The sequence below is a fragment of the Paenirhizobium selenitireducens ATCC BAA-1503 genome, assembly GCF_000518785.1.
GTDB lineage: Bacteria > Pseudomonadota > Alphaproteobacteria > Rhizobiales > Rhizobiaceae > Allorhizobium > Allorhizobium selenitireducens.
This window is the reverse complement of sequence record NZ_JAEG01000007.1, coordinates 17,382-41,716: the sequence shown is the minus strand read 5'-3', so window position 1 is coordinate 41,716 and position 24,335 is coordinate 17,382. Positions and strand designations below refer to the sequence as shown.

Here is a 24,335-nt window from a genome sequence, read left to right as displayed (position 1 = left end):
GTCTTGAATGCCGTGGCCATTGGCCCTAAACGGATTTGGCTTCAACGCCTACCGATGATGAAACCCTTGGCTCGACGGCCGCGCCTGTCGCAGCAGGAGACGCCGCCGTCATGGCAAAACCGCCACCGACCCTCGTCAAGCCGACGCTCGACAAGGACCTGGACAAGATCGCCTATGCCGAGGCCGCGGCGCAGCAGGTCTGGCGCGGAGCGCTTCCGGTCGGCATCGGGCTGATCTTTCTCATCCTGGCAACCCTGTTTGCCGGCTTCTATGTCGTCGACCAGCCAGGCGCCATCGTCATCATCGCGGCTGCGGCGGTCGGCGCCTACATGGCGATGAACATCGGCGCCAACGACGTGACCAACAATGTCGGCGCGGCCGTCGGCGCGCGGGCGATTTCGATGTCCGGCGCGCTGGTGATCGCCGCCATCTTCGAGATCGCCGGGGCGCTGATCGCCGGCGGCGACGTGATCGAGACCATTTCGGAAGGCATCCTCGATCCGGGTATCGCGACCTATCCGGCAGTGTTTTCGCTCGCCATGATGGCGGCGCTGCTCGCCTCGGCGCTCTGGGTCAACTTCGCGACCTGGACCAATTCGCCCGTCTCGACCACCCATTCGATCGTCGGCGCCGTCATGGGTGCCGGCATTGCGGCCGGTGGCCTCTCGTCGGTCAACTGGAGCGTCATGGCCGGCATCACGGTCAGCTGGATGGTATCGCCGCTCCTCGGCGGCGCGGTCGCCGCCCTCATCCTCTATTTCATCAAGGACTTCATCGTCTATCGCGCCGACAAGATCGCCGCCGCGCGGCGTTGGGTACCGGTGCTGATCGCGGTGATGGCCGGCTCCTTTGCCAGCTACCTCACCATGAAGGGCATCGGCCAGGTGTTCGATGTCGGCATGCGGACGGCCATGCTGAGCGGTCTTGCGATCGGGCTCCTGGCCTGGCTCGCGTGCATCCCGCTGATCCGCCGGCAGTCGGAAGGGCTGGAGAACCGCAACCAGTCGCTGCGCATACTGTTTCGTCTTCCGCTCGTCTTTTCGGCCGCGCTGCTGTCCTTTGCCCATGGCGCCAACGACGTCGCCAATGCGATCGGGCCGCTTGCCGCCATCGTGCATGCGGCGCGGGCGGAGACCGTCGGCGCGATGGTCGACGCGCCGAACTGGGTGACCATCATCGGCGCGCTCGGCATTTCCGCCGGCCTCCTGCTGTTCGGCCCCAAGTTGATCCGCCTCGTCGGCTCGCAGATCACCAAGCTCAATCCGATGCGCGCCTTCAGCGTCGCGCTCTCCGCCGCCGTGACCGTGATCATCGCCTCCTGGTTCGGGCTTCCTGTCAGTTCGACCCATATCGCGGTGGGCGCCGTGTTCGGCGTCGGCTTCTTCCGCGAATGGTACACGCGCAATTCGAAGCGGCGCATCGCCTATATGCGCATGAAGGCGGACCACTGGGAGATCGAGGACACGCGCGAGCGCAATCCCGACGAACTGCGCCGCCGCTATCTCGTGCGCCGTTCGCATTTCATGACGATCGTCGCGGCCTGGGTCATAACCGTACCGGCATCGGCAGGGCTTGCAGCGCTGCTCTACTGGGTTATGTATCTGCTCTTCCTCTGAAGCGGACACGGACATGCGCGCGAATTACCGGATGCAAAGGCTTTATGTCGAGGCCGATCTCGGCCTGGAAAAGGGCGTCGAGGCCAGCCCCGAACAGTTCAACTACCTCGCCAACGTGCTGCGTCTCGCAGAGGGTGCGGAAATCCTCGTCTTCAACGGCCGCGACGGCGAGTGGAAGGCGACGCTTACCTTTCCGAGCCGCAAGAAGATCCTGCTGACCCCGGTCGAACTGACGCGCCCGCAGCCGGAGGATTGCGACCTGCAATTCCTGTTCGCCCCGCTCAAGGTCGGCCGGATGGACTATCTCATGCAGAAGGCGGTCGAGATGGGCGCCGGCCTTTTGCAGCCGGTGATGACCCAGCACGTGCAGGGCAAGATCACCAGCCTGGAGCGGCTGCAGGCCAATGCGGTCGAGGCGGCGGAGCAATGCGGCGTGCTGGCGATCCCGAAGGTCGCAACCGCGCAGAAGCTCAGGGACCTGCTCGAAGGCTGGTCCCCGGAGCGGCGCATCATCTTCTGCGACGAGGACAGCGAGACGCAGAACCCACTGCCGGCGCTGTCGCGCATCGAGGAGCGGCGGCTCGCCCTCCTGGTCGGGCCCGAGGGCGGCTTTTCCGACGAGGAACGTCTTCTCTTGCGCTCCCTGCCCTTCGTCACGGCCATCCCGCTCGGACCCCGTATCCTCAGGGCCGACACGGCCGCCGTGGCGGCGCTCGCCGTCGTTCAGGCAGCGATCGGCGACTGGCACTAGAAGCCCCTTCGCGTCCATTGAGACATTGGTCGGAAACTCGCGCAGACGGCATTTTTTTGACCGGCTTTTAAGAGATTTTCACTTGCGCCGCCCCAAAATCCGGTCCAATCACCTTGCCTTATGGGCCGGTGCGCGTGCCGGCGACGCCAAACAAGGTTTGATCCATGGCTCGTGATACCACCGACGATACGCCTCTCGCTTCCGTTTCTCAGATGGCGGACTACCTTGCAGGTGGTTGCAAGCCGAAAGAGGCGTTCCGTATCGGTACCGAGCACGAGAAATTTGCCTTCTTCCGCGCCGACAACAGCCCCGTTCCCTATTTCGGCGAGGCCGGCATCCAGGCACTGCTGCTCGGCATGCAGGTCAGGACCGGCTGGGATCCGATCATGGACGGCGACAACATCATCGGGCTTGCGGAAGCGCACGGCATGGGCGCGATCTCGATCGAACCGGGCGGGCAGTTCGAGCTGTCGGGCGCACCGGTCGAAACGCTGCACGACACCTGCCGGGAATCGAACCAGCATCTGGCAACCGTGCGCGAAGTGGCGGAGCCGATGGGCATCCGCTTCCTCGGCATCGGCGGCAGCCCGAAATGGACGCTCGACGAGACGCCGCGCATGCCGAAATCTCGCTACGAGATCATGACACGCTACATGCCGAAGGTCGGCAGCCATGGCCTCGACATGATGTACCGTACCTGCACGATCCAGGTGAATCTCGACTTCTCCTCCGAGGCCGACATGCGCCGCAAGATGCGGGTCGGCATGAAGCTGCAGCCGCTCGCCACCGCCCTCTTCGCCGCCTCGCCGTTTACCGAGGGCAAGCCGAATGGTCTCCTGTCCTGGCGCGGCGAGATCTGGCGCGACACCGACAATGCCCGTGCGGGCATCCTGCCCTTCACGCTCGACGACGATTTCGGCTTTACCGACTATGTCGAATGGGCGCTCGACGTGCCGATGTATTTCATCGTGCGGGACGGCCGCTATCACGACTGCACCCACGTCACCTTCCGCCAGTTCATGGCGGGTGCGCTGAAGGGCGAGATCGCCGCCTGGGAACCCACGCTCGGCGACTGGACCAACCATCTGTCGACGCTGTTTCCCGACGTCCGGCTGAAGCGCTTCCTCGAAATGCGCGGCGCCGACGGCGGACCGTGGCGGCGCATCTGCGCGCTGCCCGCCTTCTGGGTCGGCCTGCTCTATGACGACGCCGCACTTGAGGCCGCTGATCAGCTGACGCGCGCGTGGAGTTTCGCCGAGGTCAATGCACTTCGCGATGCCGTGCCGGCCAAGGGCCTGAAGGCCGAGATCGCCGGACGAAGCCTGCTCGACGTGGCCCGGGACGTCGTTTCCCTGTCCCGCCAGGGGCTTGTCAGCCGCGCCCGCCTCAATGGAGAAGGTCAGGACGAGAGCGTCTTCCTCGGTCCGCTCGACGAGGTGGTGGCAAAGCGGACGACGCTCGCCGACGATCTGCTTTCGCTCTACCACGGCCGGTGGGACGGCAAGGTCGAGCCGGTCTTCGACGAATACCAGTACTGACAGGCAGCGGCGCCGCTTCGGTCGCGCCGCTGCCGCCTGCTTCTCGTCCGTGGCAACCTGGCATCCTACACGGGAAAAACCGGTTTGCGCCTGCACTTTTCCGGCTATAGTGCGTCGAACTGCTTTGCGAGCACGGGGAAAGGACGCCGATGTTGCCACTTTTTGACATGATGCTGCGGGCACAGAACGGAACGGCCATGGAGGCGATGGCCAGCCAGTTCAACCTGGCGCAGGAACAGGCGACGAAGGCCATGGCCGCGCTGATGCCGGCCTTTTCCTCCGGGTTCAAGCGCAACTCCGCCAACCCTTATGACTTTTCCTCCCTGATCGGCACCATGGCCTCGGGCAGCTACGCCAAGTATTTCGAGGACATGAACAAGGCTTTTACGCCGCAGGGCATTGCCGACGGCAACCAGGTTCTTGAAAAGCTGTTCGGCTCCAAGGAAGTGTCGCGCGCGATTGCCGCCCAGGCTGCCCAGTTCACCGGTGTCGGCCAGGAAGTGCTGAAGCAGATGCTGCCGGTCATGGCCGACGCGATCATGGGCGGGCTGTTCAAGCAGACCACCGGTCAGATGGCCGATGCCAATCCCTTCGCCGGGACGCCGATGGGCGCGATGATGCAGCAGTGGCTGGAAAGCACCGGCTTCCAGCCCAAGCCGGCACCGAAGCAGCCGAACTTCTTCGACAATCCTTTCACCAAGGCCTTCCAGGACATGATGGGCGCCGCCCAGAAGCCGCAGGCGCCGCAAGGTGGCAATCCGCTCTTCGACAATCCCTTCGCCAAGGCCTTCCAGGACATGATGGCCAATACCTATGGCACGCAGGCGGCGGGTGCGCCTGCCGCCGCCAAGGATGCCCCGAAGGCCGAGGCGGACGCCGCGCCGGCGGCCAAGGTGAGCGAACTGATGAACGTCATGTTCGACAGCGGGCTGGAGGTTCAGAAGAACTACCAGAAGAGCATGGAACAGATCTTCGACAGCTACCTGTCCGCCAATGGGCAGAAGAAGACACAGCCGGCACCGGATGCCGCGCCGGAAGAGCCGAAGGCCTGAGCCAAAGCTCAACAGATACAGAAAGGGCGACCCACGGCCGCCCTTTTTCATTCCTGTCGGTGGCTTCTCAGAACTCTTCCCAGTTTTCGTCGCCCTTGGCCTTGGCCGGCGGCGCGGACTTCGAAAAGCCGGTCGACAGCTTGTCGAGCAGGGCCTTGGCCGGAGAGGAGAACGCCCGGTTGCCCGGCCCGGCCGGAGCGACGCGCGGCGGAAGCGGCTTGACCGGCTTTGCCGGAGCGACCGGGGCGAAGGTGCGATCGGCCATGGAGAAGCTCTTGTCGCGCATGTCGGCGAAACGCTCCGTCACCGAGGCCATACCCTTTTCGACGGTGAACTGTCCGACGAGACCGGCCAGCGTCTCCGCATCGTGGGTGAGCGCGGTCATTTCGGCATTGGTCTGCTCGGCCGCGCGGGCGTTCTGCTGCGTCACGTCCTCCATGCGCGCAACCGCCGCGGTGACCTCCTTGAGGCCGGTCGACTGTTCGCGGGCGGCGCCGGCGATCGAGTGGATGTGATCGCCGATCTGCACCACCTGACCGGCGATCGAGGAGAGGACCTCGCCTGTCTGCTTCACGAGACCGACGCCGTTCGCGACTTCCTCGCCGGACTTGGTGATCAGCGACTTGATGTCCTTTGCGGCATTGGCCGAACGTTGGGCCAGTTCGCGCACTTCCTGGGCAACGACGGCAAAACCCTTGCCGGCCTCGCCCGCACGCGCGGCCTCGACACCGGCGTTGAGCGCCAGCAGGTTCGTCTGGAAGGCGATCTCGTCGATCACGTTGATGATCTTGGAAATCTCGCTCGAAGCATTCTCGATCCGTTCCATTGCGTTGACGGCGCCGCCGACGATCTCGCCGGAGCGGTCGGAATTGGTGCGCGCCTCGCGCGCCAGCTGCGATGCGGTCTCCGCTCTCTCGGTCGAATGACGGATGGCATCCATGATCTGCCGGACGGCGGTCGACGTCTGGACCAGCACGGCGGCCTGCTGTTCGGTGCGTTTGGAAAGATCCGAGGTCGAGGAACTGACCTTGCCGCTCTTCTGGTTGATGTCGGAGACACTGCCGTGCACGACCGCGATCGTATGTGACAGGCGCTCGAGCGAGGCATTGAAGTCGACGCGCAGCCGGTCGAGACCGCTGGCGAAAGGCTTGTCGATCGTCGCCGTCAGGTCGCCGCCGGCCAGACGCTGAAGAGCGGCGCCCAGCGTCTCGACGGTTTCGGTGAGGCGTTCCTGCTCGGCGGCCTTCTCGGCGTCGCGCTCGCGGCGCTCGTCCTCGCTGGTCGAACGGCGATGTTCGGTTTCGGCTTCCAGTTCGCGCTTGTCGATCTCGGCGCGGCGGAACACTGCGACGGAGCGCGCCATATCGCCGATTTCGTCCTGGCGAGCCTCGCCCTCGAGCACGATCGCGGTATTGCCTCCGGCCAGTTCTTCCATCGAGTTGACAAGGCGGGAAATCGGCCCGGTCAGCGTGCGCGAATAGACGACGGCAACGGCCGAGCCGAGCACGATCAGCAGCAGGCCAAAGCCCACCGACGTCAACGCGTTGTTGACGAGGTCAGCGTTCACCTCGTCCTCGGCAATCAGAGCGATGACGGCAAACTGGGCTCCGCCGAAGCTCAGCGGCGAAGCTGCGGCAAAGCTCTGCATCTCACGATAGCCGGAAATCTCGCCGAGGGCCTCGCGGCCGGCAATCGCTTCGGCGACCAGCGGCGTGTCGATCCTGACGGCCAGGGCATCGTTCGCGCTTGTATGAACACTGTCATTGACGACCTGGCCGGTGGTGCTGACGAGAATGGTCTCGCCGGTCATGCCCAGGCCCTTCTTGTTCGCATAGAGCGTATTGAAGCGGTCGTTGGGAAGCTGGTAGGCGAGCACGCCGATCGTCCGGCCGTTCTGCATGATCGGCGTGGCGACGAAGGAGGCCGCAGCGCCCTTGGACGGTGCATAGGATTCGAATTCCGACATGGACACTGCGCCGCCTTCGGCCTTCAGTGCCTTCTGGAACACGTTGGCAAGACCGGTGTCCTTGTGAGGGCCGTTCAAGAGATTCGTGCCGTAGTCCCGCTCCTTCATCACCGTATAGACAATGGTGCCGGTCGGGTTGATCAGGAAAACGTCGTAGTAGCCCTGCGCCTGCAGATGCTTGAGAAATGTGGAGTGGTACTGCTTGTGGGCCCGGTCGTAGGCGTCCTTCTTGGCTGTTTCGAGCTTGTACTTCTCGCCCTCGGCATTGGGATTGCCGTCGATGTAGCGTGCGTGCAGTTCCTTGACCGGATCGTCGCCGAGGAAGTTCATGGCACCCGTGAAACCGTAAAGTGCCTGCTGGGTGGTGAAGCTCGATGCCAGCGACGACATGTCGAGCCTGATGCTGTCGAGATAGCCCCTCGCCTCGTTGCGCCGGCCGTCGGCCGTCGCCTCCAGCTTCTGGTAGACCTGGTCGGTCAGGATGCGGCTCTCAAGATAGAAGTTGATCGCCATCGAGGCGCTCAGGGAGACGAAGGCGAAAAGGGCCGCCGCTAGCGGCAGCTTCCTGGAAATGCGCATGTTAAAGGCTCCGCGGAAAATCCGAATGGCTGCTTTGCCCGCCATGGTTCCAGAACAGGGTTAGCATCCCGTTACTGACCCGCAGCTAGCCTGTGGATAGCGATCGATTTCCGACGCCTTGGGCCAAAAAAATGCCCGGCATGGCGGACCATGACCGGGCAAGAGGCAGGGTTTATTGGCTATCACCCTGCGGGGATGGGAAACGTTCGGCTCAATCGAGCGCCAGTCCGCGCAGCGCGCGCCGCGAACGGTTGCGGGCCGAGCGCGACAGATGCAGCGAAGGATCGTCCGCAAAGCCGGAGGACTGCAAGGCCTGATCGACATCGGAACGGCTAAGGCCGATGTCCCTCAGCTGGAAGTCGTCGAGATCGGCAAGGCGGTTCGCGGCACGTCGGTTGCGGATGGCACGCCAGACGGACTTCACGCGCGTGGTCGCGGCAACGAGACGGGTAAGAAGTCCCAGCCGCTGCTCGGCGATATCGAGTTCGATCATCCGTTCGGTCGTGCGCATGGCTTTGTCCTTTCGATTGGCACGAGTCTGAGCTGCCCTTGCCGCATGGCGGAAAGGGGTCAACCGGGTCTGGCCGGCAATGCCCAGGGGCACGGTCGGTGTCTGCTGATTTGCAGCCTCACAATGCGGAAACGGTATTGATCAGTCCAACGAATGTTTCTAATAGTTAGCATCAATCGTTCTTATGGATGTATCTCATGTCGGCGCCCCTCGATATCGATCAGCTCCAGACCTTCGTCGCCATTGTCGACACAGGCAGTTTCACCAAAGCCGCCGGACGGGTGTTCAAAACCCAGTCGGCCGTGTCGATGCAGATGCGAAGGCTGGAAGAACGCATCGGCAAGCAGCTGTTCATCAAGGACGGCCGCGGCAACCGCCTGTCGGCCGAGGGCGACAAGCTGCTCAACTACGCGCGGCGCATCATCCGGTTGAATTCGGAGGCGATCGCCGCCTTTGACGACAACCGCCTGGAAGGCACGCTCAGGATCGGCACGCCGGACGACTATGCCGACCGTTATATGCCGGAGATCATCGGCCGCTTCGCCAAGACCCACCCGAATGTCGAACTCTATATCGTCTGCGAACCGTCGGTCGACCTGGCGGAAAAGATGGCGAAGGGCGAACTCGACATTGCGCTGGTCACCCACAATCCGCAGCTCCGAACCTCGGACGTGGTGCGCACTGAGCCGCTCTGCTGGGTCGGCTCCGCCAACCATCCGCTGAAGGATGACGCGCCGGTGCCGCTTGCGGTCGGCCGCAGGGATTGCCAATGGCGCCAGATGGCCTGTTCGGCGCTCGACGCCGACGGACGCGACTACCAGATCCTGTTCACCAGCTGGTCGTCGACGGTCGTCGCGGCCGCCGTGCTCGCCGGCATGGCCGTCTCGGTCCTGCCGGAATCGGCGCTGAGGACCGGCATGAAGGTGCTGACGCAGAATGACGGCTTCCCGCCGTTGCCGCCGGTGCAGATCGGGCTGATGAAGCGTCCGGGGCTTTCCACCTCGCTGATGAACGCGATCACTGACCATATTTCGGCCTGCCTCGACAACATCACGCCGAACACCGTCGAAGACGACCTGGAGAACGACGTGAAGACCCTGCCGCGCTATTATCCGCGCATGCGGGCCGGCAACATGATGCCGGGCTGGTAGACGTTGGAGAATGTCGCGGAACGCGGCGCTCAGTCGGTGAACATCGTCTTCTGCACGTTCTTCTTCCATTCATCGAGTATCCGGCGCGCAGTCGCCTCGTCCTCGATCATGGCGCGCCGGACCACCGCCCCGGTCAGGTAGACAAAGAGCATCACACGGCGCTCGAGGTCGATCGTGCTGCCCTTGGGCAGCAGCGGGCGGAAGATTGCGCACAGGACCGATGTCAGTCTGTTCTGGTGATCGATGTTGAGACGCTGCAGGTCCGGGTCGGAGATCGCGGCCAGCCAGACCGGCAGATAGATCGGATCGTTGCGGAAGGTGGTATAGAACGTGTCGACGGCCATGCCCAGCAGGGCCTCGGCCTCCGCAAGGGAGGTAGCGGCAGAAAACACGCGCAGCGCACCGCTTTCGACGCGTTCGGTGTGGCGATCGTGAAGCGCCCTGACAACGGCGGCGCGCTCGGGGAAGAACTGATAGAGCGATCCGATCGGTACGCCGGCTCGCGCGGCTAGATCCGTCATCTTCAGATTGCCGACGCCGTCCTGGGCAATCAGCTCGACAGCGGCTTCCATGATTGCATCCAGACGCTGAATGCTCCGTTCCTGCTGCGGCTTCTTGCGCAATTGCAGGCGCCCATTCGACTTCTTGGTACTCATAACACCCGTCCCAGGCTTTGGTAAAAGCCTTCAGTGCACCGACTCGGTACATCTAGACGCTGTTTTAGTTCCTTTGTTTTAAAAGGAAAGATCGTCTTTTAACGATACCTGAAAAAGCCGGGAGGGACCGGAACGTGAGCATCGTTCCGGTCCCTCCCGTCACATCGTTTGGTCGGAGATCCATCGAGCTGGATCGCCCCGGCCCTGTTCAGGCGATGTCGAAGCGGTCTGCGTTCATGACCTTGGTCCAGGCAGCAACGAAATCCTTCACGAACTTTTCCTTGCTGTCGTCCTGGGCGTAGACTTCCGCATAGGCACGCAGGATCGAGTTCGAACCGAGTACAAGATCGACGCGGGTCGCCGTATACTTGGTCGCTCCGCTCTTGCGGTCGCGGATGTCGTAGCTGTTGCTGCCGGTCGGGACCCAAGAATAGGCCATGTCCGTGAGTGTGGCGAAGAAGTCGTTGGTCAGCGCCCCGACACGGTCGGTAAACACGCCGTGCGCTGTGCCGCCGTAGTTGGTGCCCAGCACGCGCATGCCGCCGATGAGGACGGTCAGTTCCGGAGCGGTGAGCCCCATCAGCTGAGCGCGGTCGAGCAGCATTTCCTCGGGGCTGACGACATAGTCCTTCTTCTGCCAGTTGCGGAAACCGTCGGCGAGCGGCTCGAGCACGGCAAAGCTGTCCGCGTCGGTCTGCTCGGCGGTGGCGTCGCCACGGCCCGGGGCGAAGGGCACGGCGATATCGAAACCCGCGGCCTTCGCCGCCAGTTCGACGCCGACATTGCCGGCCAGGACGATGACGTCGGCAAGACTTGCGCCGGTTTCTGAGGCAATGCCTTGAAGAACCGTCAGAACCTTGGCGAGGCGGGCGGGCTCATTGCCTTCCCAGTCCTTCTGCGGGGCGAGGCGAATGCGGGCACCGTTTGCACCGCCGCGCTTGTCGGAACCGCGGAAGGTGCGGGCGCTGTCCCAGGCGGTTGCCACCATCTCGCCGGTGGTCAGGCCGCTGTTGATGATCTTGGCCTTGACCGCGACGACGTCGTAGTCGGTGCGGCCGGCAGGGATCGGATCCTGCCAGATCAGGTCCTCGGCCGGAACGTCCGGGCCGAAATAGCGGGACTTCGGGCCGACGTCGCGATGGGTCAGCTTGAACCAGGCGCGGGCGAAGGCATCCGAGAAAGCGTTAAAGTCGTCCTTGAACTTCAGCGAAATCTCACGGTAGATCGGGTCGACCTTCAATGCCATGTCCGCATCGGTCATCATCGGCATGACGCGGATCGAGGCATCCTCGACATCGACCGGCTTGTCCTCCTCGGCGATGGTGATCGGCGCCCACTGGGACGCCCCGGCAGGGCTGTGGGTCAGCGTCCATTCATGCTTGAACAGCATCTCGAAGAAGCCGTTGTCCCACTTGGTCGGCTCCGCGGTCCAGGCGCCCTCGATGCCGGAGACGACGGTGTCGCGGCCGATGCCCCGACCCTTGGTGTTCATCCAGCCGAGACCCTGGAATTCCGGGGCTGCAGCCTCAGGGTCGGCGCTGAGATTGGCAGCGCTGCCATTGCCGTGGGATTTGCCGATGGTGTGGCCGCCGGCGGTGAGCGCCACGGTTTCCTCGTCGTTCATGCCCATGCGGGCGAAGGTTTCACGCATCTGGGCAGCCGTTGCCAGCGGATCGGACTTGCCGTTGACGCCTTCCGGGTTGACGTAGATCAGACCCATCTGCACGGCAGCGAGCGGGTTTTCCAGCGTGTCCGGCTTGGTCACGTCACCGTAGCGGCCGTCACTCGGCGCCAGCCATTCCTTTTCGTCACCCCAATAGGTGTCCTTTTCCGGGTGCCAGATATCCTCGCGCCCGAAGGCGAAGCCGAAGGTCTTCAGGCCGGCGACGTCGTAGGCCATGGTGCCGGCGAGCGCGATCAGGTCGGCCCAGGAGATCTTGTTGCCGTACTTCTTCTTGATCGGCCACAGCAGACGGCGGCCCTTGTCGGTGTTGACATTGTCCGGCCAGGAATTGAGCGGCGCGAAACGCTGGTTGCCGGAATTGGCGCCGCCACGGCCGTCGGTGACGCGGTAGGAACCAGCGGCGTGCCAGGTGACGCGGGCCATCATGCCGACATAGGAACCCCAGTCGGCGGGCCACCATTCCTGGCTGTCGAGCATCAGCGCGCGAAGATCGGCCTTTAGCGCCACGACGTCGAGCTTCTTCAGCTCTTCACGGTAGTTGAAGTTCGGGCCCAGCGGGTTCGTCTTGGTGTCATGCTGATGCAGGATGTCGAGGTTCAGCGCATTCGGCCACCAATCCATGACAGACTTGCCCATGGCGGTATTGCCACCGTGCATTACCGGACATTTGCCGGTCGATTTCACGTGCTCATTCATACTGACCTCCTGTTTTTCGTAAAAACGAGTGAACTGGCGCCACCATCGGCCATAAGGTCCATAATTTCCAATTGTATTTAATTGGATTATCGATAGGCTAAGCCTATCATGATTAGCATCCGTCAACTGCGTTATTTCGAGGCGCTCGCCACCACGCTGCACTTCGGCAAGGCGGCCGAAATGGTGCATATCAGCCAGCCCGCGCTCTCCGCGCAGATCATGGAAATGGAGAAACATCTCGGCGTGAGGCTGGTCGAACGCACCCGCTCCAGCACGCTCCTGACCGACAAGGGCCAGGAAGTGTTGAGCCACGCGCGCACCGTTCTGGCCGCGGTGGATCGGCTGGAGGAAGCGGCCCGGCGGTCGTCCGGTACTCTGGAGGGGCTGCTGAGGCTCGGCATCATTCCCACCGTCGCGCCCTATCTCGTGCCGAAGATGGTGCCGTATCTGAGGCGCGAACATCCGCTGATCGAGATCGAGTTGAAGGAAGCCGTGACCGACCGGCTGCTCGGCGACCTGGCCGAGGGGCGGCTTGATGCGATCATCGCAGCCATCCCGATCGAAATGGACAGCGTCGTGGCGAAGAGCCTGTTCGTCGACCGCTTCTACATGGCGATGTCGGCCAATGACAGCGATGTGCTGCTCTCCCCGATGACGGAGACAGAGGTCGACCCCGACCGGCTGCTGCTGCTGGAGGAGGGCCATTGCCTGCGCGAGCAGGCGCTTTCCGTCTGCAAGACGGCGAGCAAGCGGAGCCTGGTCAATTTCGGCGCCACCTCGATGACCACGCTTCTGCAGATGGTGTCGAACGACATGGGCATGACGCTGATCCCCGAACTGGCGATCGAGACGGAAACGGCGCGCACGCCGATCCGTATCGTCCCCTTCGCCGACCCCGCGCCGTCCCGCGAGATCGGCCTCGTCTGGCGCCGGTCCAGCCCGCGGCGGGCGGATATGGAGGCGCTGGCGGAAGCGATCATCGCCAGCCGCGAAAGGGCAAGCGCGCGCCAACCTGCGGACCAGTTAACAAGAGCAGCCGCATCCAGCCTTTAAAGCCCCGGAGGAAGGTCGCCGGGTCGCCTTCAAAGGCGCGTTCAGCGCGAGAAATCCGGCAATGCCTGTTATAAGAATTTCGCGGTTTTCTTATAACGCGGCGAGCGTTTATCCGCCCACCTGGACCGAGGACCAGCCTTGAGGCACTAAAATACCAAAGGGCGGCGCGGAAATCCGCGCCGCCCTTTGTCCTTGATGGGACGATCCTGTCGATCAGGCCAGATCAAGCACGATGCGGCCGTCGATCTTGCCCTCTTCCATGCGATGGAAGATGGCGTTGATGTTCTCGATCTTGTCCCAGGAGAAGTGCGCGGCGACCTTGCCTTCGCCGGCGAAGACGAGCGATTCCTCGAGATCCTGGCGGGTGCCGACGATCGAGCCACGCACCGTGATGCGCTTCAGCACGGTCTCGAACACCGGCAGCGAGATGAAGCCCGGCGGCAGGCCGACCAGAGCCATGGTGCCCTTGGAGCGCAGGAAACCATAGGCCTGTTCCATCGCCTTCGGCGAGACAGCGGTGACGAGCGCGCCATGCACGCCGCCGGTCGCCTTCTGCACCTGTTCGATGGCGTCCTTGGCGGTGCCGTTGACGACCATGTCGGCGCCGAGATCCGTGGCGAGCTTCAGCTTGTCTTCATGGATGTCGGCGGCAACCACGTGCATGCCCATGGCCTTGGCATACTGCACGGCCATGTGGCCGAGACCGCCGATGCCGGAGATGACCACCCATTCGCCGGGGCGCACTTCGGTTTCCTTCAGGCCCTTGTAGACCGTGACGCCGGCGCAGAGCACGGGAGCCGCGGCGCCGAATTCCAGATTGTCCGGCAGGCGGCCGACGAAATCGGGATCGGCAAGGCCATACTGGGCAAAGGTGCCATTGACCGAATAGCCGGTGTTCTGCTGGCTGCCGCAAAGCGTTTCCCAGCCGGTGCGGCAGGGCGAGCAGCAGCCGCAGGCGGTGTGCAGCCACGGAACGCCGACACGGTCGCCTTCCTTGATGCGCGAGACGCCGGCGCCGAGCTTGGCGACGTAGCCGACGCCCTCATGGCCGGGGATGAAGGGTGGGTTGGGCTTAACCGGCCAGTCGCCGTTGGCGGCGTGCAGGTCGGTGTGGCAGACGCCGGTCGCCTCATACTTGACCAGGATCTGGCCCGGACCCGGCTCCGGGATAGCCCATTCCTCGATGGTGAGCGGCTTGCCGAATTCCCGGACGACGGCAGCTTTCATCATTTCAGCCATTCTGATCTCCTCTGCTGATCCCAAAACGCAAGGCGACGGGTGCAACCCCAAAACCGCCGGTTTCGCGCGCAGAATACACACGAAGGACGAAGTGGATTTGACGCGCATCAATTCCAGAAACGCTATACGTCGACTGGCGTCGCAGTATTGCGACACCTCACAGGGGCGGAACGTGCTGCGCTGCGGCGCTCAGCCGAGGTTTTTCTTGAGGAATGCGACGGTGCGCGACCAGGCGAGATCGGCGGCCGCCTTGTCGTAGCGGGCAGCCGATGTATCGTTGTTGAAGGCATGATTGACGCCGTCATAAACGAAGATCTCGAAGGTCTTGCCGTTCTTTTCCAGTGCTGCCTTGTAGGCGTCGATGCCGGCATTGATGCGCTCGTCGAGGCCGGCATAGTGCAGCAGCAGCGGCGCCTTGATCTTCGGCACATCCTCGGCGGGCACCTGGGAGCCATAGTAGGCGACGCCGGCGCCAAGCTCCGGCGAGGCGACCGCCATGCGGTTGACCATGCCGCCGCCCCAGCAGAAGCCGATCGCGCCGACGTTGCCGTTGACCTTCTCATGGGCGGCCAGGAAGACCCGCGTCGCCTCGCCGTTGGCAACCGTCGCGCCCATGTCGAGGGTCGAGAACATTTCGCGCGCCTTGTCCTCATTTTCGGGCGTACCGCCCTGCGGCGAGAGGAAATCGGGCGCGAGCGCCGCGAAGCCTTCCAGCGCCATGCGCCGCGCAACGTCGCGGATATGCGGATTGAGACCGCGGTTCTCGTGGATGACGATCACGCCGGGCAGCTTTCCCGCCCCATCCTTCGGCACCACGAGATAGCCCTTCATCTCGCCGCCCGCACCCGGATAGGTGATGTCCCCGGCCGCCAGCCGCGCATCCATTTCCTCGACCACGGCGGCCCTGGCGCTGCTGGCCGCCAGCATCGGCGCGATCACAGCGGCAGCCGCGCCGGAGCCGGCCAGCAGGCTGAGTTTTTCCATGAAGCGACGCCGATCGAGCGTCAGATGGGTGTATTCGTCATAGGCGTTGATCATCGCCTGGGTGATCTTCGGCGTTTCCATGATGACCTCCATTCCGCAACACGACGCCCACCGCATGCTCGCGGGGGCAACCGTCAGGAAAGATAGGCCAACTTGCCGTGCGCACGGCAACACAAGTCCGTTATCCGCGCGTGACCGGCGGTTTGAACAGGGCAAGCCGGAGCACGAGGATGACGGAAACGGCGAGGAACAGGAGCTTAACGCGCGTCATCCAGGGAAGAAGCTCGGGAAGCAGCGCCGACAGCGTCGGTCCGGGTGTCGCCGGCGGGAAGTAGAGAAGAAAGCTTGCATTCTCGGCATAGTCGACGATGCCATAGGCGATCGGCAAGAGGCAGAGCAGCCGCGCATGGCGGACCTCGAGGCGCCGGCCATAGAGCACGGCGCCGGGCGCGTAACCACGAAAGAGCAGGCAGAGCGAAAGCGTCAGCACGAACGGCAGGACGAGGTCCGGGCCGAGATACATCAGCTGGAGAAGGTCGCGGGCATCGGCCCGCGCCGGATCGGCGAGCGCCGCCTGAAGGCCCAGCACCGCATCGGTCTCATAGCCGGACAGCCGGGCATCGAGGAAGCTCCCTGCCCCGCTTAAGCGCTGGAACTCCGGATCGAGCCCGAGGAACATCCAGGCGAGAAGGGCGCCCGAGAGGGCGAGCAGCAGCAAGATCACCTTGTTCGTTCCCATGTGCCGCTCCCCCGCATCGGCCTATCTCATGCACCGCCCGGATAGTTCGGGCTTTCGCGGGTGATCGTCACGCCATGCGGATGGCTTTCGCGCAGGCCCGCGCCGGAAATGCGCACGAAGGTCGCCTTTTCCTGGAAGTCCTTGATGTCCTTGCCGCCAACATAACCCATGGCGGCCTTGAGACCGCCGGCGAGCTGGTGCAGCACCGACGAGACGGGCCCCTTGTAGGGAACCTGGCCTTCGATGCCTTCCGGCACGAGCTTCAGGGTATCGCGCACTTCCGCCTGGAAGTAGCGGTCCGCCGAGCCGCGCGCCATCGCGCCGACCGAGCCCATGCCGCGATAGGCCTTGAAGGACCGGCCCTGGTAGAGATAGACCTCGCCCGGGCTTTCGTCGGTGCCGGCCAGCAGCGAGCCGACCATGACGGCTGATGCGCCGGCTGCAATCGCCTTGGCCACGTCGCCGGAAAATTTAAGCCCGCCATCGGCGATGACAGGGATGCCGTGCTTGTTGGCTTCCTCGACGGCTGCCATGACGGCTGCGAGCTGCGGAACGCCGACGCCGGCGACGATGCGGGTGGTGCAGATGGAGCCCGGGCCGATACCGACCTTGACGCAGTCCGCACCGGCATCGATCAGGGCGCGGGTGCCTTCACCGGTTGCGACATTGCCGGCGATGATGCGAACCGCGTTCGACATCTTCTTCACCTCTGCCACCGCATCGAGCACTTTCTGGCTATGGCCATGGGCGGTATCGACGACGATGACGTCGACACCCGCCTCGATCAGGCGCTCGGCGCGTTCGCGGCCATCATCGCCGGTCGAGATGGCGGCGGCGACCCGCAGGCGGCCCTGGGCATCCTTGGCGGCATGCGGATTGAGCTGCGATTTTTCGATGTCCTTGACGGTGATCAGGCCGACGCAACGGCCTTCATTGTCAACGACCACCAGCTTCTCGATGCGATGCGAATGCAGCAGCCGCTTGGCTTCCTGCTGATCGACGCCGTCCCTGACCGTGATCAGGTTTTCGCGCGTCATCAGTTCGTAGATCTTCTGGCCCGGATCGGAGGCAAAACGGACGTCGCGGTTGGTGAGAATGCCGACGAGACGGCCGGGGCGGCTGGCGCCCTCGACCACCGGAATGCCGGAAATGCCATGGGCGCTCATCAGGGCCTTGGCTTCGGCGAGCGTCGCTTCCGGGCCGATGGTGACCGGATTGACGACCATGCCGCTTTCGAACTTCTTGACCTGGCGGACTTCCTCGGCCTGCTCGATCGGGGTGAGGTTGCGATGGATGACGCCCATGCCGCCCGCCTGCGCCATGGCGATCGCCAGGCGGCTCTCGGTGACCGTGTCCATGGCGGACGACAGGATCGGCAGCGAAAGGTCGATATCCTTGGCGATGCGGGTGGAGATATTGGTCTGACCCGGCATGATTTCCGAGTGTCCCGGCTGAAGCAGAACATCGTCGAAGGTGAGCGCTTCCGCGCCGGTTGCCGAGATTACGATCCGTGCCATTGCCAATTTCCTTCGGTTGAATAGGCAGAATCCGCCGGCAAAAGGAAAACTCTCCCCGGACGCTCCTGCATGAAATGCTTGGAAGTTGGCGAGGGCAGGTAACACGTTCATGACAGGAAGGGAATAGAAAAACGTTCGCCCTCAACGATCACGACCCGAGAACCGAAAATGCAGGTTCGTTCAAATTTTAACGAGCCCCTACACGATGCTTGAAAAGCTCCCGTGTATGTTCGGTTTTGCTCCATGGGGAACAGGAGCGCCAAAAACAAAAAAAGGGGGACGTCGATGACCGCACTTAGAAAAAGAGCTCAGGCCCTGGAAACCCAGTTCGCTCGGCAGGCAGAACTGCAGTTCAAGGTGAACGCACGCCTCAACAGGATGGCCGGTCGATGGGCCGGCTACACGATGGGACTGGACGACGTCGAAGCCTATGCCCAGACGCTCGCCATCCGCCAGGTGGTAGAGCCCCATCGCCTTCTCGACCTGTTACGCCAGGAATTCTGCAAGGCAGGGGTCAAGGTGAGCGACGCCGATATCGACCAGCGCATCCACGTATTGTCCGAACAGGCCTCCGCCGAACTCTACTCGATTGCCTGACTGACGCATGACTTGGACGGTGGATCGGAGGGGCTGCGATATTCCACAGCCCCGCCTGGCTCACAGATCGAACTGGTAGGCCTTCGGCACGTAGCGATAGCCGGTATCGACCTTTTCGACATAGCCGACGGCCGGGAACGGCATGTGGTAGCCGAGGAAGGCGAGCTTGTCGGTGGCGATCATGTCGAACACTCGCTTGCGGGTCGCAGCAGCCGCGGCCTTGTCCATGTCGAACTTCACCTCCCAATCCGGCCGCTGGAGCGACAGGACGAAGTGGTTCGCCGTGTCGGCGGCGAGCACCAGCTCGCGCCCCTCGGATTCCAGCCGATAGATCATGTGGCCCAGCGAGTGACCGAAGGCGGCCATTGCCGTGACACCGGTCACCACGTCGGCGCCGTCGGCGATGAAGGTCGTCTTTTCCGCCAGCGGCTTCACATTGGCCAGAACGCCCTTCTGGCCGTTTTCGGCCGGGGTGCCGGCATGCGCGGGATCGACCCAGAAATCATACTCCGCCTGTCCCGCCACATAGCGCGCGTTCGGAAAGGCCGGCTTGCCGCCTTCCATGAGGCCGCCGATATGGTCGCCATGCATGTGGGTGAGGACGACGATCGACACGTCCTCGCGCTTGTAGCCGGCGGCCGTCAGCCCCTCGACCAGGCGCCCCATTCCATTGACACGCGCAGCCTCGCCGAGCCCGGTGTCGAACAGGATCACCTCGGAGCCGGTGTCGACCAGAACCGGGGCAAAGCTGTTGACGAACTGGTCGGCCGGCAGAAAATTCGCCTGCAGCAGATCGGCCACGGTTTCGGGCGTCTGGTTCGTGCCGAAGGTCTCCTGCGGCTTGCCCGAGGCGCGGGCGCCGTCCTTGACCACCACGACCTGGAAGCCGCCCAGCTTGAAGCGATGGGTCTCCGGCGGCATGGCGTGGTCGATATCCATGCTCTTGTCGGCGGTCTGGGCGAAGGCGGCTCTCGTCATCAGCGATGGCGCCGCCAGCGCCGCCACCCCGCCGCCGAGCAGCAATCTTCTGTTCAATGTGATCATCTCATCCTCCTGCAAAAAACAGCGGCACTTTTCGAGCCCACACGCGTTGCAGATAGAAAGCCGGAGACGAATGGAAAGCGGCTTCACGCAGCCGTGATCATTCGCAGGATCGCCTGTATCGTTGCCAATGACCGTTTCATTTCGTCCGCATGACATTTTCGCGATGGGCGAAATCCGCATTGGCAGCGCCAAAGCACGTCGCTAGAAGGGGCACAGTCTCTGCGTCCCCTTCGCACGGAAACAAGCCTTCCGATGAATCGCATCGTTCCGCTCATCCTCGCCGTCGCGCTCTTCATGGAGCAGATGGATTCGACCGTGATCGCCACCGCCCTGCCGGCCATTGCCGCGGACCTCGGCGTCGGTCCGATCACGCTCAAGCTGGCGCTCACCTCCTATATGGTGGCACTCGCCATCTTCATTCCGGTGAGCGGCTGGATGGCCGACCGTTACGGCGCCAAGAAAATCTTCCGCATCGCAATCCTGGTGTTTGTCGCCGGTTCGATCCTCTGCGCGATCTCAGGCTCGCTCGTCGCCTTCGTCACGGCCCGCTTCCTGCAGGGCATGGGCGGCGCGATGATGACGCCGGTCGGTCGCCTGGTGCTCCTACGCACCACCAAACGCAGCGAACTCGTCTCGGCGATGGCGCTCCTGACCATACCGGCGCTGGTCGGGCCGCTCACCGGACCGCCGGTCGGCGGCTTCATCACCACCTATTTCTCCTGGCACTGGATCTTCCTGATCAATGTGCCGATCGGCTTCATCGGCGTCTGGCTCTCGACGATCTACCTGCCCGACGTGCCGTCCATCTCCACCGCGCCGATCGATCTCAAGGGTTTTTTCTACACCGCCATCGCCGCCTCCGGCGTGGTGTTCGGCCTGTCGGTGATGAGCCTGCCGGCGCTGCCGATCGAGATCGGCATCGGCGCGACCGTGATCGGGATGCTTGCGACGATCCTCTACCTGATCCATGCGCGGCGCCATCCGGCACCGCTGCTTGACCTCGCGCTCTTTCGCGATGTCGCCTTTCGCACCTCGGCGCTCAGCGGCTCGATCTTCCGTATCGCTGCCGGCGCCATCCCCTTCCTCATGCCCCTGATGCTGCAGCTCGGCTTCGGCATGACGCCGTTCGAATCCGGCCTCATCACCTTCATCGGGGCGATCGGCGCGATCACCACCAAGATGCTGGCCCGCCGGGTGTTCGCCGCCGCAGGCTTTCGCAGCGTGCTGATCATCGCGGCGATCAGCGGCGCCGCGACGACCGCGGCCAACGCCTTCTTCACCCCGGCGACACCCGTCATCCTCATCATGGGCTTCCTGCTCGCCGCCGGCTTCTGCCGCTCGTTCTTCTTCACCGGCATCAACTCGCTCGGCTATTCGGAAATCGACGACAGCCAGGCGAGCCAGGCAACCTCGATGAGCTCCGTCCTGCAGCAGATCAGCCTGGCGCTCGGCGTGGCGGTCGCGGCCGCCATTCTCGAGAGCAGCACCGCCTTTCACGGTCGTGCGCTGGCACTCGCAGACTTCCACCTCGCCTTCGCGGTGGTGGCAGGGCTTTCGCTGGTTGCCGTCATTCCGTTTCTCGGCCTCGCGCACGATACGGGCTCTGCCGTGTCGGGGCATGGCCGGCGCGCCGAGATCGCCGAGGACATCGCGGTGAAGTAACGACTACTCGGGCCTTTCGCAGACCGCCGACAGCTTGTTGCCATCCGGATCGCGAACGTACGCCGCATAGAAATGGGCGTGAAAGGGTCTGAGGCCCGGCGCCCCTTCGTCCGAGCCGCCATGGGCAAGGGCAGCCTGATGGAAGGCGTCGACCGCGACGCGGCTCGGCGCCTCGATCGCCGTCATCGATCCGTTGCCGAAGGTCGCCGCATTGCCATCGAAGGGCCTGGTCACCCAGAGCCGGCAACGGACATCGCCATCGGCACCATAGCCGGCTTCCACGGGTTCCGTGCACTGGCGCTTCAGACCCAGCGGCAGAAGCGCCGCGTCATAGAAGGCAATGGAACGCGGCAGATCGTTGGTGCCAAGCGTCACGTAAAGCAGCATATCGGTCGATCCCCCAAGACCCGGCCTATTCGTCGCCGGCCTCGATCTCGTCGAACTCAACTTCCGCATCGGCGGCGTCTTCGACGTCCACGGAGGCGCCCGGCTTGCGTCCCTTGAAACCCTTGGCGAGCAGGAACATTTCCACCGATTCGGCGCGCGACGAGCCGGGCTTGATGTGCACCACCTGGCGGAAATTTTGCTTCAGCAGGTTGAGCAGGTCGCGCTCCGTGCCGCCCTGGAAGGTCTTGGCGAGGAAATGGCCGCCCTCGGCCAGCACCTCGATGGCGAAATGGGCCGCCACTTCGCAGAGATGCATGGTGCGGATATGGTCGGTCTTCTGGTGGCCGGTGGTGGGGGCCGCCATGTCGGAGATCACCACGTCGGGCGTGCCGCCGACCGCCTCGATCAGCAGGCGCGGCGCGTCCGGATCGAGGAAGTCGAGCTGCAGGATCTTGACCCCCGGCAGCTGCGTCATCTCCAGGAAGTCGATCGCCGCGACACGGATGTCGTCGTCGGTCGAACCGGTGACATTGGCGGCGATCTGCGACCAGCTGCCCGGGGCAGCACCCAAGTCGATGATACGTTTCGCGCCCTTCAGGATGTGATGCTTCTCGTCGATTTCCAAGAGCTTGAAGGCGGCGCGCGCGCGATAGCCCTCGAGCCTTGCCCGCTGGACATAAGGGTCGTTGATATGGCGCTCGAGCCAGCGCCGCGACGACGCCTTGAGCTTGCCCTTCTTGACCTTCTGGCCGAGCTTGCGCCCGGTGCGGTTGCCTCCGATCGGTGGCTTGGTCATGGTCAGCGCTCCCTGTCGTGCGACGGGCGGCGGCGGCCACGCCGCCAGACCCCGTCGTCGGCCATCATGTCGGTCAATAGTCCCTCGCGCAGTCCCCGGTCGGCGACGCGCATGCGGTTCGACGGCCAGCGGCGGCGGATCGCCTCGAGGATCGCGCAGCCGGCGAGAACGAGGTCCGCGCGGTCCGGCCCGATGCACGGATTGGCGGCGCGCCCGGCAAAATCCCAGGAGAGGAGCTTCGCCTGCATGGCCGAGACCTCCGCATCGCTCAGCCAGAGACCGTCCACCTTGCGGCGGTCATAACGCGGCAGGTCGAGATGCACGCCGGCCAGCGTCGTCACCGTGCCCGACGTGCCGATCAGATGGAAATCCTCAGGGGGGCGTCCGCTCAGGTCCGTCAGCGGCGGGCAGTCGAAACGGGCGAGCATGCCCTCCACTTCCTGCGTCATCGCCTCGAAGATCTCGGGCGTCACATGCTGGCCGCCATGGCGCTCCGAGAGCGTGACGACGCCGACCGGCAGCGAGGTCCAGTGGGTGATGTGGTTGGCAAGCCGGCTCGAGCGGTTCTCGCCGATCGAGATCACGGCGATCTCGGACGAGCCGCCGCCGATGTCGAACAGCACGACGGAGCGCGCCTCGCGCCCGACCAGCGACGAGCAGCCGGAAACGGCCAGCCGCGCCTCGGTCTCGCGATTGATGATCTCCAGCTCCAGCCCCGTTTCGACCAGCACGCGCGACAGGAATTCCTCGCCATTGTCGGCGGCACGGCAGGCCTCGGTGGCGATCAGCCGCATGCGGCGGATGTCGCGGCCGGAAAGCTTGGCAGCGCAAACCTTCAGTGCCTCGACGGCGCGGTCCATCGCCTCGGCCGAGAGGCGGCCCTGGGTGCCGAGCCCCTCGCCGAGCCTGACGATGCGCGAGAAGGCATCGACCACGCGAAACTGGCCCGGACGGGTCGGCTGGGCAATCAGCAGGCGGCAGTTATTGGTGCCGAGGTCGAGCGCGGCATAGAGATCGTCCGGCCAGGGCTCGGCGCCCGGCGGTGCACGGAAGCGGTCGTTTGCGGCCGGGCCGCGCCTGGGACCCTGCGCATGATGGGTATTGTGGCCGGACGGCACCGGAGCGGGCGCCGTTGCAGACCGCGCGGCCTGGCTCGGAGCCGCAGGCGCGAGCGGTCGGCCCTGCGGCCCACGTCCGCCGCGATTGCGCCGGCGCTTCTTGCCGGGCTTGGCATCGCCGGGCGTGGCGGCAGGAGCGGCCGCGTCAGGCTGCAGCCGCAAGGTCGGCGAAGCAATCTCCGGGGAAACAGATGGAGCCTGGGTCGACCGGCTGCGCCGCCGCCGCTTGCGCTTGCGGACCGGGCCTTCGGCCTCCTCGATATCGGGACGTCGCGACGCGTGCGGCTGTGCCGCCACCGCTTCCAAAGCCGAATCTGCGACGCCCGAAGTCTTCGGAGCGCCCTTTCTGGCCTTGCCGCGCCGGCGGGAACCCCCGCCTTTGCGTTTACCCGTCGACGCCCCCTCGCTTGACGGCTTGGAGCCGCGATCGGGGTCTGTCACTGAACTTTTCCGTTGCACCGCGCAAGGCCCGGTGAGGGCATGCCGCTGGCGCCATGTTCGATTTTCGTTGGGAAAATAATATCAGTGCCGGGCGTTTTAGCCAAACTGTTTTTCCACAGCCATAAAACCGCTGTTTTCAAGCCCTCCCGGCCCCTGCCGGCCACCGCCCGGCCTGCTCCGCAACGCGCTCGCGCCGGCCCGCACACGGCCCATTCGCGCGCGCATGATTTTTTTTCAAAACAGCTATTTGCAAGTCGCCGGCTTTTGTTTATAAGCCCGCCTCACCGACGGGTCGCACGCTTGCGCGGCCCACTGCTGGGGAATAGTTCAACGGTAGAACGACGGACTCTGACTCCGTTAATCTTGGTTCGAATCCAGGTTCCCCAGCCAATCTCCGCAGCACGTCACATAAGCTGACAGAACGCCGGGAAAATTCTCAATAATTCAAACGCTTGCGCTACGTCCAAGTTTGAGCAGACCGCCAAAGGCCGCGGAACGCCGCCATCTTGAGCCTTGAGTCTGCCCTCGCCATTTCCAGATTTACAGTTTGAGAATGGC

The 24,335-nt window shown here is 63.9% G+C and carries 20 protein-coding genes and 1 tRNA gene; 9 read left to right on the top strand and 12 right to left on the bottom strand.

Features of this window, described 5'->3' with window-relative positions; genetic code table 11:
• Positions 1–110 precede the first annotated feature (110 nt).
• From L867_RS0109890 to L867_RS0109875, 4 genes are all read left to right on the top strand, one after another.
• Positions 111–1,616 carry an inorganic phosphate transporter gene (locus L867_RS0109890; RefSeq protein ID WP_028736730.1) on the top strand — a complete coding sequence of 502 codons (1,506 nt, stop codon included), beginning with the start codon at positions 111–113 and terminating at the stop codon, positions 1,614–1,616.
• A gap of 13 nt (positions 1,617–1,629) precedes the next feature.
• The gene (locus tag L867_RS0109885; protein WP_028736729.1) at positions 1,630–2,367 is read left to right on the top strand and encodes a 16S rRNA (uracil(1498)-N(3))-methyltransferase; all 738 of its coding nucleotides are present in this window, start codon (positions 1,630–1,632) and stop codon (positions 2,365–2,367) included.
• A 164-nt stretch (positions 2,368–2,531) separates the two neighbouring features.
• Positions 2,532–3,905, top strand: a complete 1,374-nt coding sequence (locus L867_RS0109880) for a glutamate--cysteine ligase (RefSeq protein ID WP_028736728.1) — start codon at positions 2,532–2,534, stop codon at positions 3,903–3,905.
• Between the two features lie 149 nt (positions 3,906–4,054).
• Positions 4,055–4,957, top strand: coding sequence for a DUF937 domain-containing protein (locus L867_RS0109875; RefSeq protein ID WP_028736727.1), 903 nt, complete (start codon positions 4,055–4,057; stop codon positions 4,955–4,957).
• A 67-nt stretch (positions 4,958–5,024) separates the two neighbouring features.
• Here L867_RS0109875 and L867_RS24980 read toward each other — a convergent pair whose 3' ends face one another.
• Both L867_RS24980 and L867_RS0109865 read right to left on the bottom strand, forming a co-directional pair.
• Positions 5,025–7,502, bottom strand: coding sequence for a methyl-accepting chemotaxis protein (locus L867_RS24980; protein WP_051438913.1), 2,478 nt, complete (start codon positions 7,500–7,502; stop codon positions 5,025–5,027).
• Positions 7,503–7,713: 211 nt separating this feature from the next.
• Entirely contained in the window at positions 7,714–8,013 is a 300-nt protein-coding gene (locus tag L867_RS0109865) for a DUF1127 domain-containing protein (protein WP_028736726.1), read from the bottom strand.
• A gap of 197 nt (positions 8,014–8,210) precedes the next feature.
• Here L867_RS0109865 and L867_RS0109860 point away from each other — a divergent pair, with 197 nt between their 5' ends.
• Positions 8,211–9,164 (top strand): LysR substrate-binding domain-containing protein, encoded by a 954-nt coding sequence (locus tag L867_RS0109860; RefSeq protein ID WP_028736725.1) that lies wholly within the window; start codon positions 8,211–8,213, stop codon positions 9,162–9,164.
• 29 nt (positions 9,165–9,193) lie between these two features.
• On the opposite strand, the gene L867_RS0109855 is transcribed toward L867_RS0109860, so the two are convergent.
• The gene (locus L867_RS0109855; protein WP_028736724.1) at positions 9,194–9,820 is read right to left on the bottom strand and encodes a TetR/AcrR family transcriptional regulator; all 627 of its coding nucleotides are present in this window, start codon (positions 9,818–9,820) and stop codon (positions 9,194–9,196) included.
• A 208-nt stretch (positions 9,821–10,028) separates the two neighbouring features.
• A complete protein-coding gene (gene katG, locus L867_RS0109850) occupies positions 10,029–12,200 on the bottom strand; it encodes a catalase/peroxidase HPI (protein ID WP_028736723.1) in 2,172 nt (723 codons plus the stop codon).
• Between the two features lie 108 nt (positions 12,201–12,308).
• Between katG and L867_RS24975 the strand changes: the two genes are divergently transcribed.
• Positions 12,309–13,253, top strand: a complete 945-nt coding sequence (locus L867_RS24975) for a hydrogen peroxide-inducible genes activator (protein WP_051438912.1) — start codon at positions 12,309–12,311, stop codon at positions 13,251–13,253.
• 213 nt (positions 13,254–13,466) lie between these two features.
• On the opposite strand, the gene adhP is transcribed toward L867_RS24975, so the two are convergent.
• From adhP to guaB, 4 genes are all read right to left on the bottom strand, one after another.
• On the bottom strand, positions 13,467–14,492 hold the full coding sequence (adhP, locus tag L867_RS0109840) for an alcohol dehydrogenase AdhP (RefSeq protein WP_028736722.1): 1,026 nt from the start codon (positions 14,490–14,492) through the stop codon (positions 13,467–13,469).
• A 189-nt stretch (positions 14,493–14,681) separates the two neighbouring features.
• Positions 14,682–15,557, bottom strand: coding sequence for a dienelactone hydrolase family protein (locus tag L867_RS0109835; protein WP_028736721.1), 876 nt, complete (start codon positions 15,555–15,557; stop codon positions 14,682–14,684).
• Between the two features lie 100 nt (positions 15,558–15,657).
• Positions 15,658–16,215, bottom strand: a complete 558-nt coding sequence (locus L867_RS0109830; RefSeq protein WP_028736720.1) for a hypothetical protein — start codon at positions 16,213–16,215, stop codon at positions 15,658–15,660.
• Positions 16,216–16,241: 26 nt separating this feature from the next.
• Positions 16,242–17,732, bottom strand: a complete 1,491-nt coding sequence (gene guaB, locus L867_RS0109825; protein ID WP_028736719.1) for an IMP dehydrogenase — start codon at positions 17,730–17,732, stop codon at positions 16,242–16,244.
• A gap of 285 nt (positions 17,733–18,017) precedes the next feature.
• On the opposite strand from guaB, the gene L867_RS24970 reads away from it, so the two are divergent.
• Positions 18,018–18,329, top strand: a complete 312-nt coding sequence (locus L867_RS24970; RefSeq protein ID WP_037173058.1) for an ATPase inhibitor subunit zeta — start codon at positions 18,018–18,020, stop codon at positions 18,327–18,329.
• Positions 18,330–18,389: 60 nt separating this feature from the next.
• Here the strand turns inward: L867_RS24970 and L867_RS0109815 are convergent, their stop codons facing one another.
• The gene (locus tag L867_RS0109815) at positions 18,390–19,373 is read right to left on the bottom strand and encodes an MBL fold metallo-hydrolase (protein WP_028736718.1); all 984 of its coding nucleotides are present in this window, start codon (positions 19,371–19,373) and stop codon (positions 18,390–18,392) included.
• 252 nt (positions 19,374–19,625) lie between these two features.
• Between L867_RS0109815 and L867_RS0109810 the strand changes: the two genes are divergently transcribed.
• Positions 19,626–21,035: a DHA2 family efflux MFS transporter permease subunit gene (locus tag L867_RS0109810; RefSeq protein ID WP_028736717.1), complete on the top strand. Its 1,410-nt coding sequence runs from the start codon at positions 19,626–19,628 to the stop codon at positions 21,033–21,035.
• A 3-nt stretch (positions 21,036–21,038) separates the two neighbouring features.
• Here the strand turns inward: L867_RS0109810 and L867_RS0109805 are convergent, their stop codons facing one another.
• The 3 genes from L867_RS0109805 to L867_RS0109795 are packed head-to-tail and all read right to left on the bottom strand — an operon-like array spanning position 21,039 to position 23,777.
• Positions 21,039–21,422 (bottom strand): VOC family protein, encoded by a 384-nt coding sequence (locus L867_RS0109805; protein WP_028736716.1) that lies wholly within the window; start codon positions 21,420–21,422, stop codon positions 21,039–21,041.
• A gap of 25 nt (positions 21,423–21,447) precedes the next feature.
• A complete protein-coding gene (locus L867_RS0109800) occupies positions 21,448–22,218 on the bottom strand; it encodes an RlmE family RNA methyltransferase (RefSeq protein ID WP_028736715.1) in 771 nt (256 codons plus the stop codon).
• A gap of 2 nt (positions 22,219–22,220) precedes the next feature.
• On the bottom strand, positions 22,221–23,777 hold the full coding sequence (locus tag L867_RS0109795) for a Ppx/GppA phosphatase family protein (RefSeq protein ID WP_028736714.1): 1,557 nt from the start codon (positions 23,775–23,777) through the stop codon (positions 22,221–22,223).
• Positions 23,778–24,093: 316 nt separating this feature from the next.
• On the opposite strand from L867_RS0109795, the gene L867_RS0109790 reads away from it, so the two are divergent.
• Positions 24,094–24,167: transfer RNA gene (locus L867_RS0109790), tRNA-Gln, on the top strand.
• Positions 24,168–24,335 lie beyond the last annotated feature (168 nt).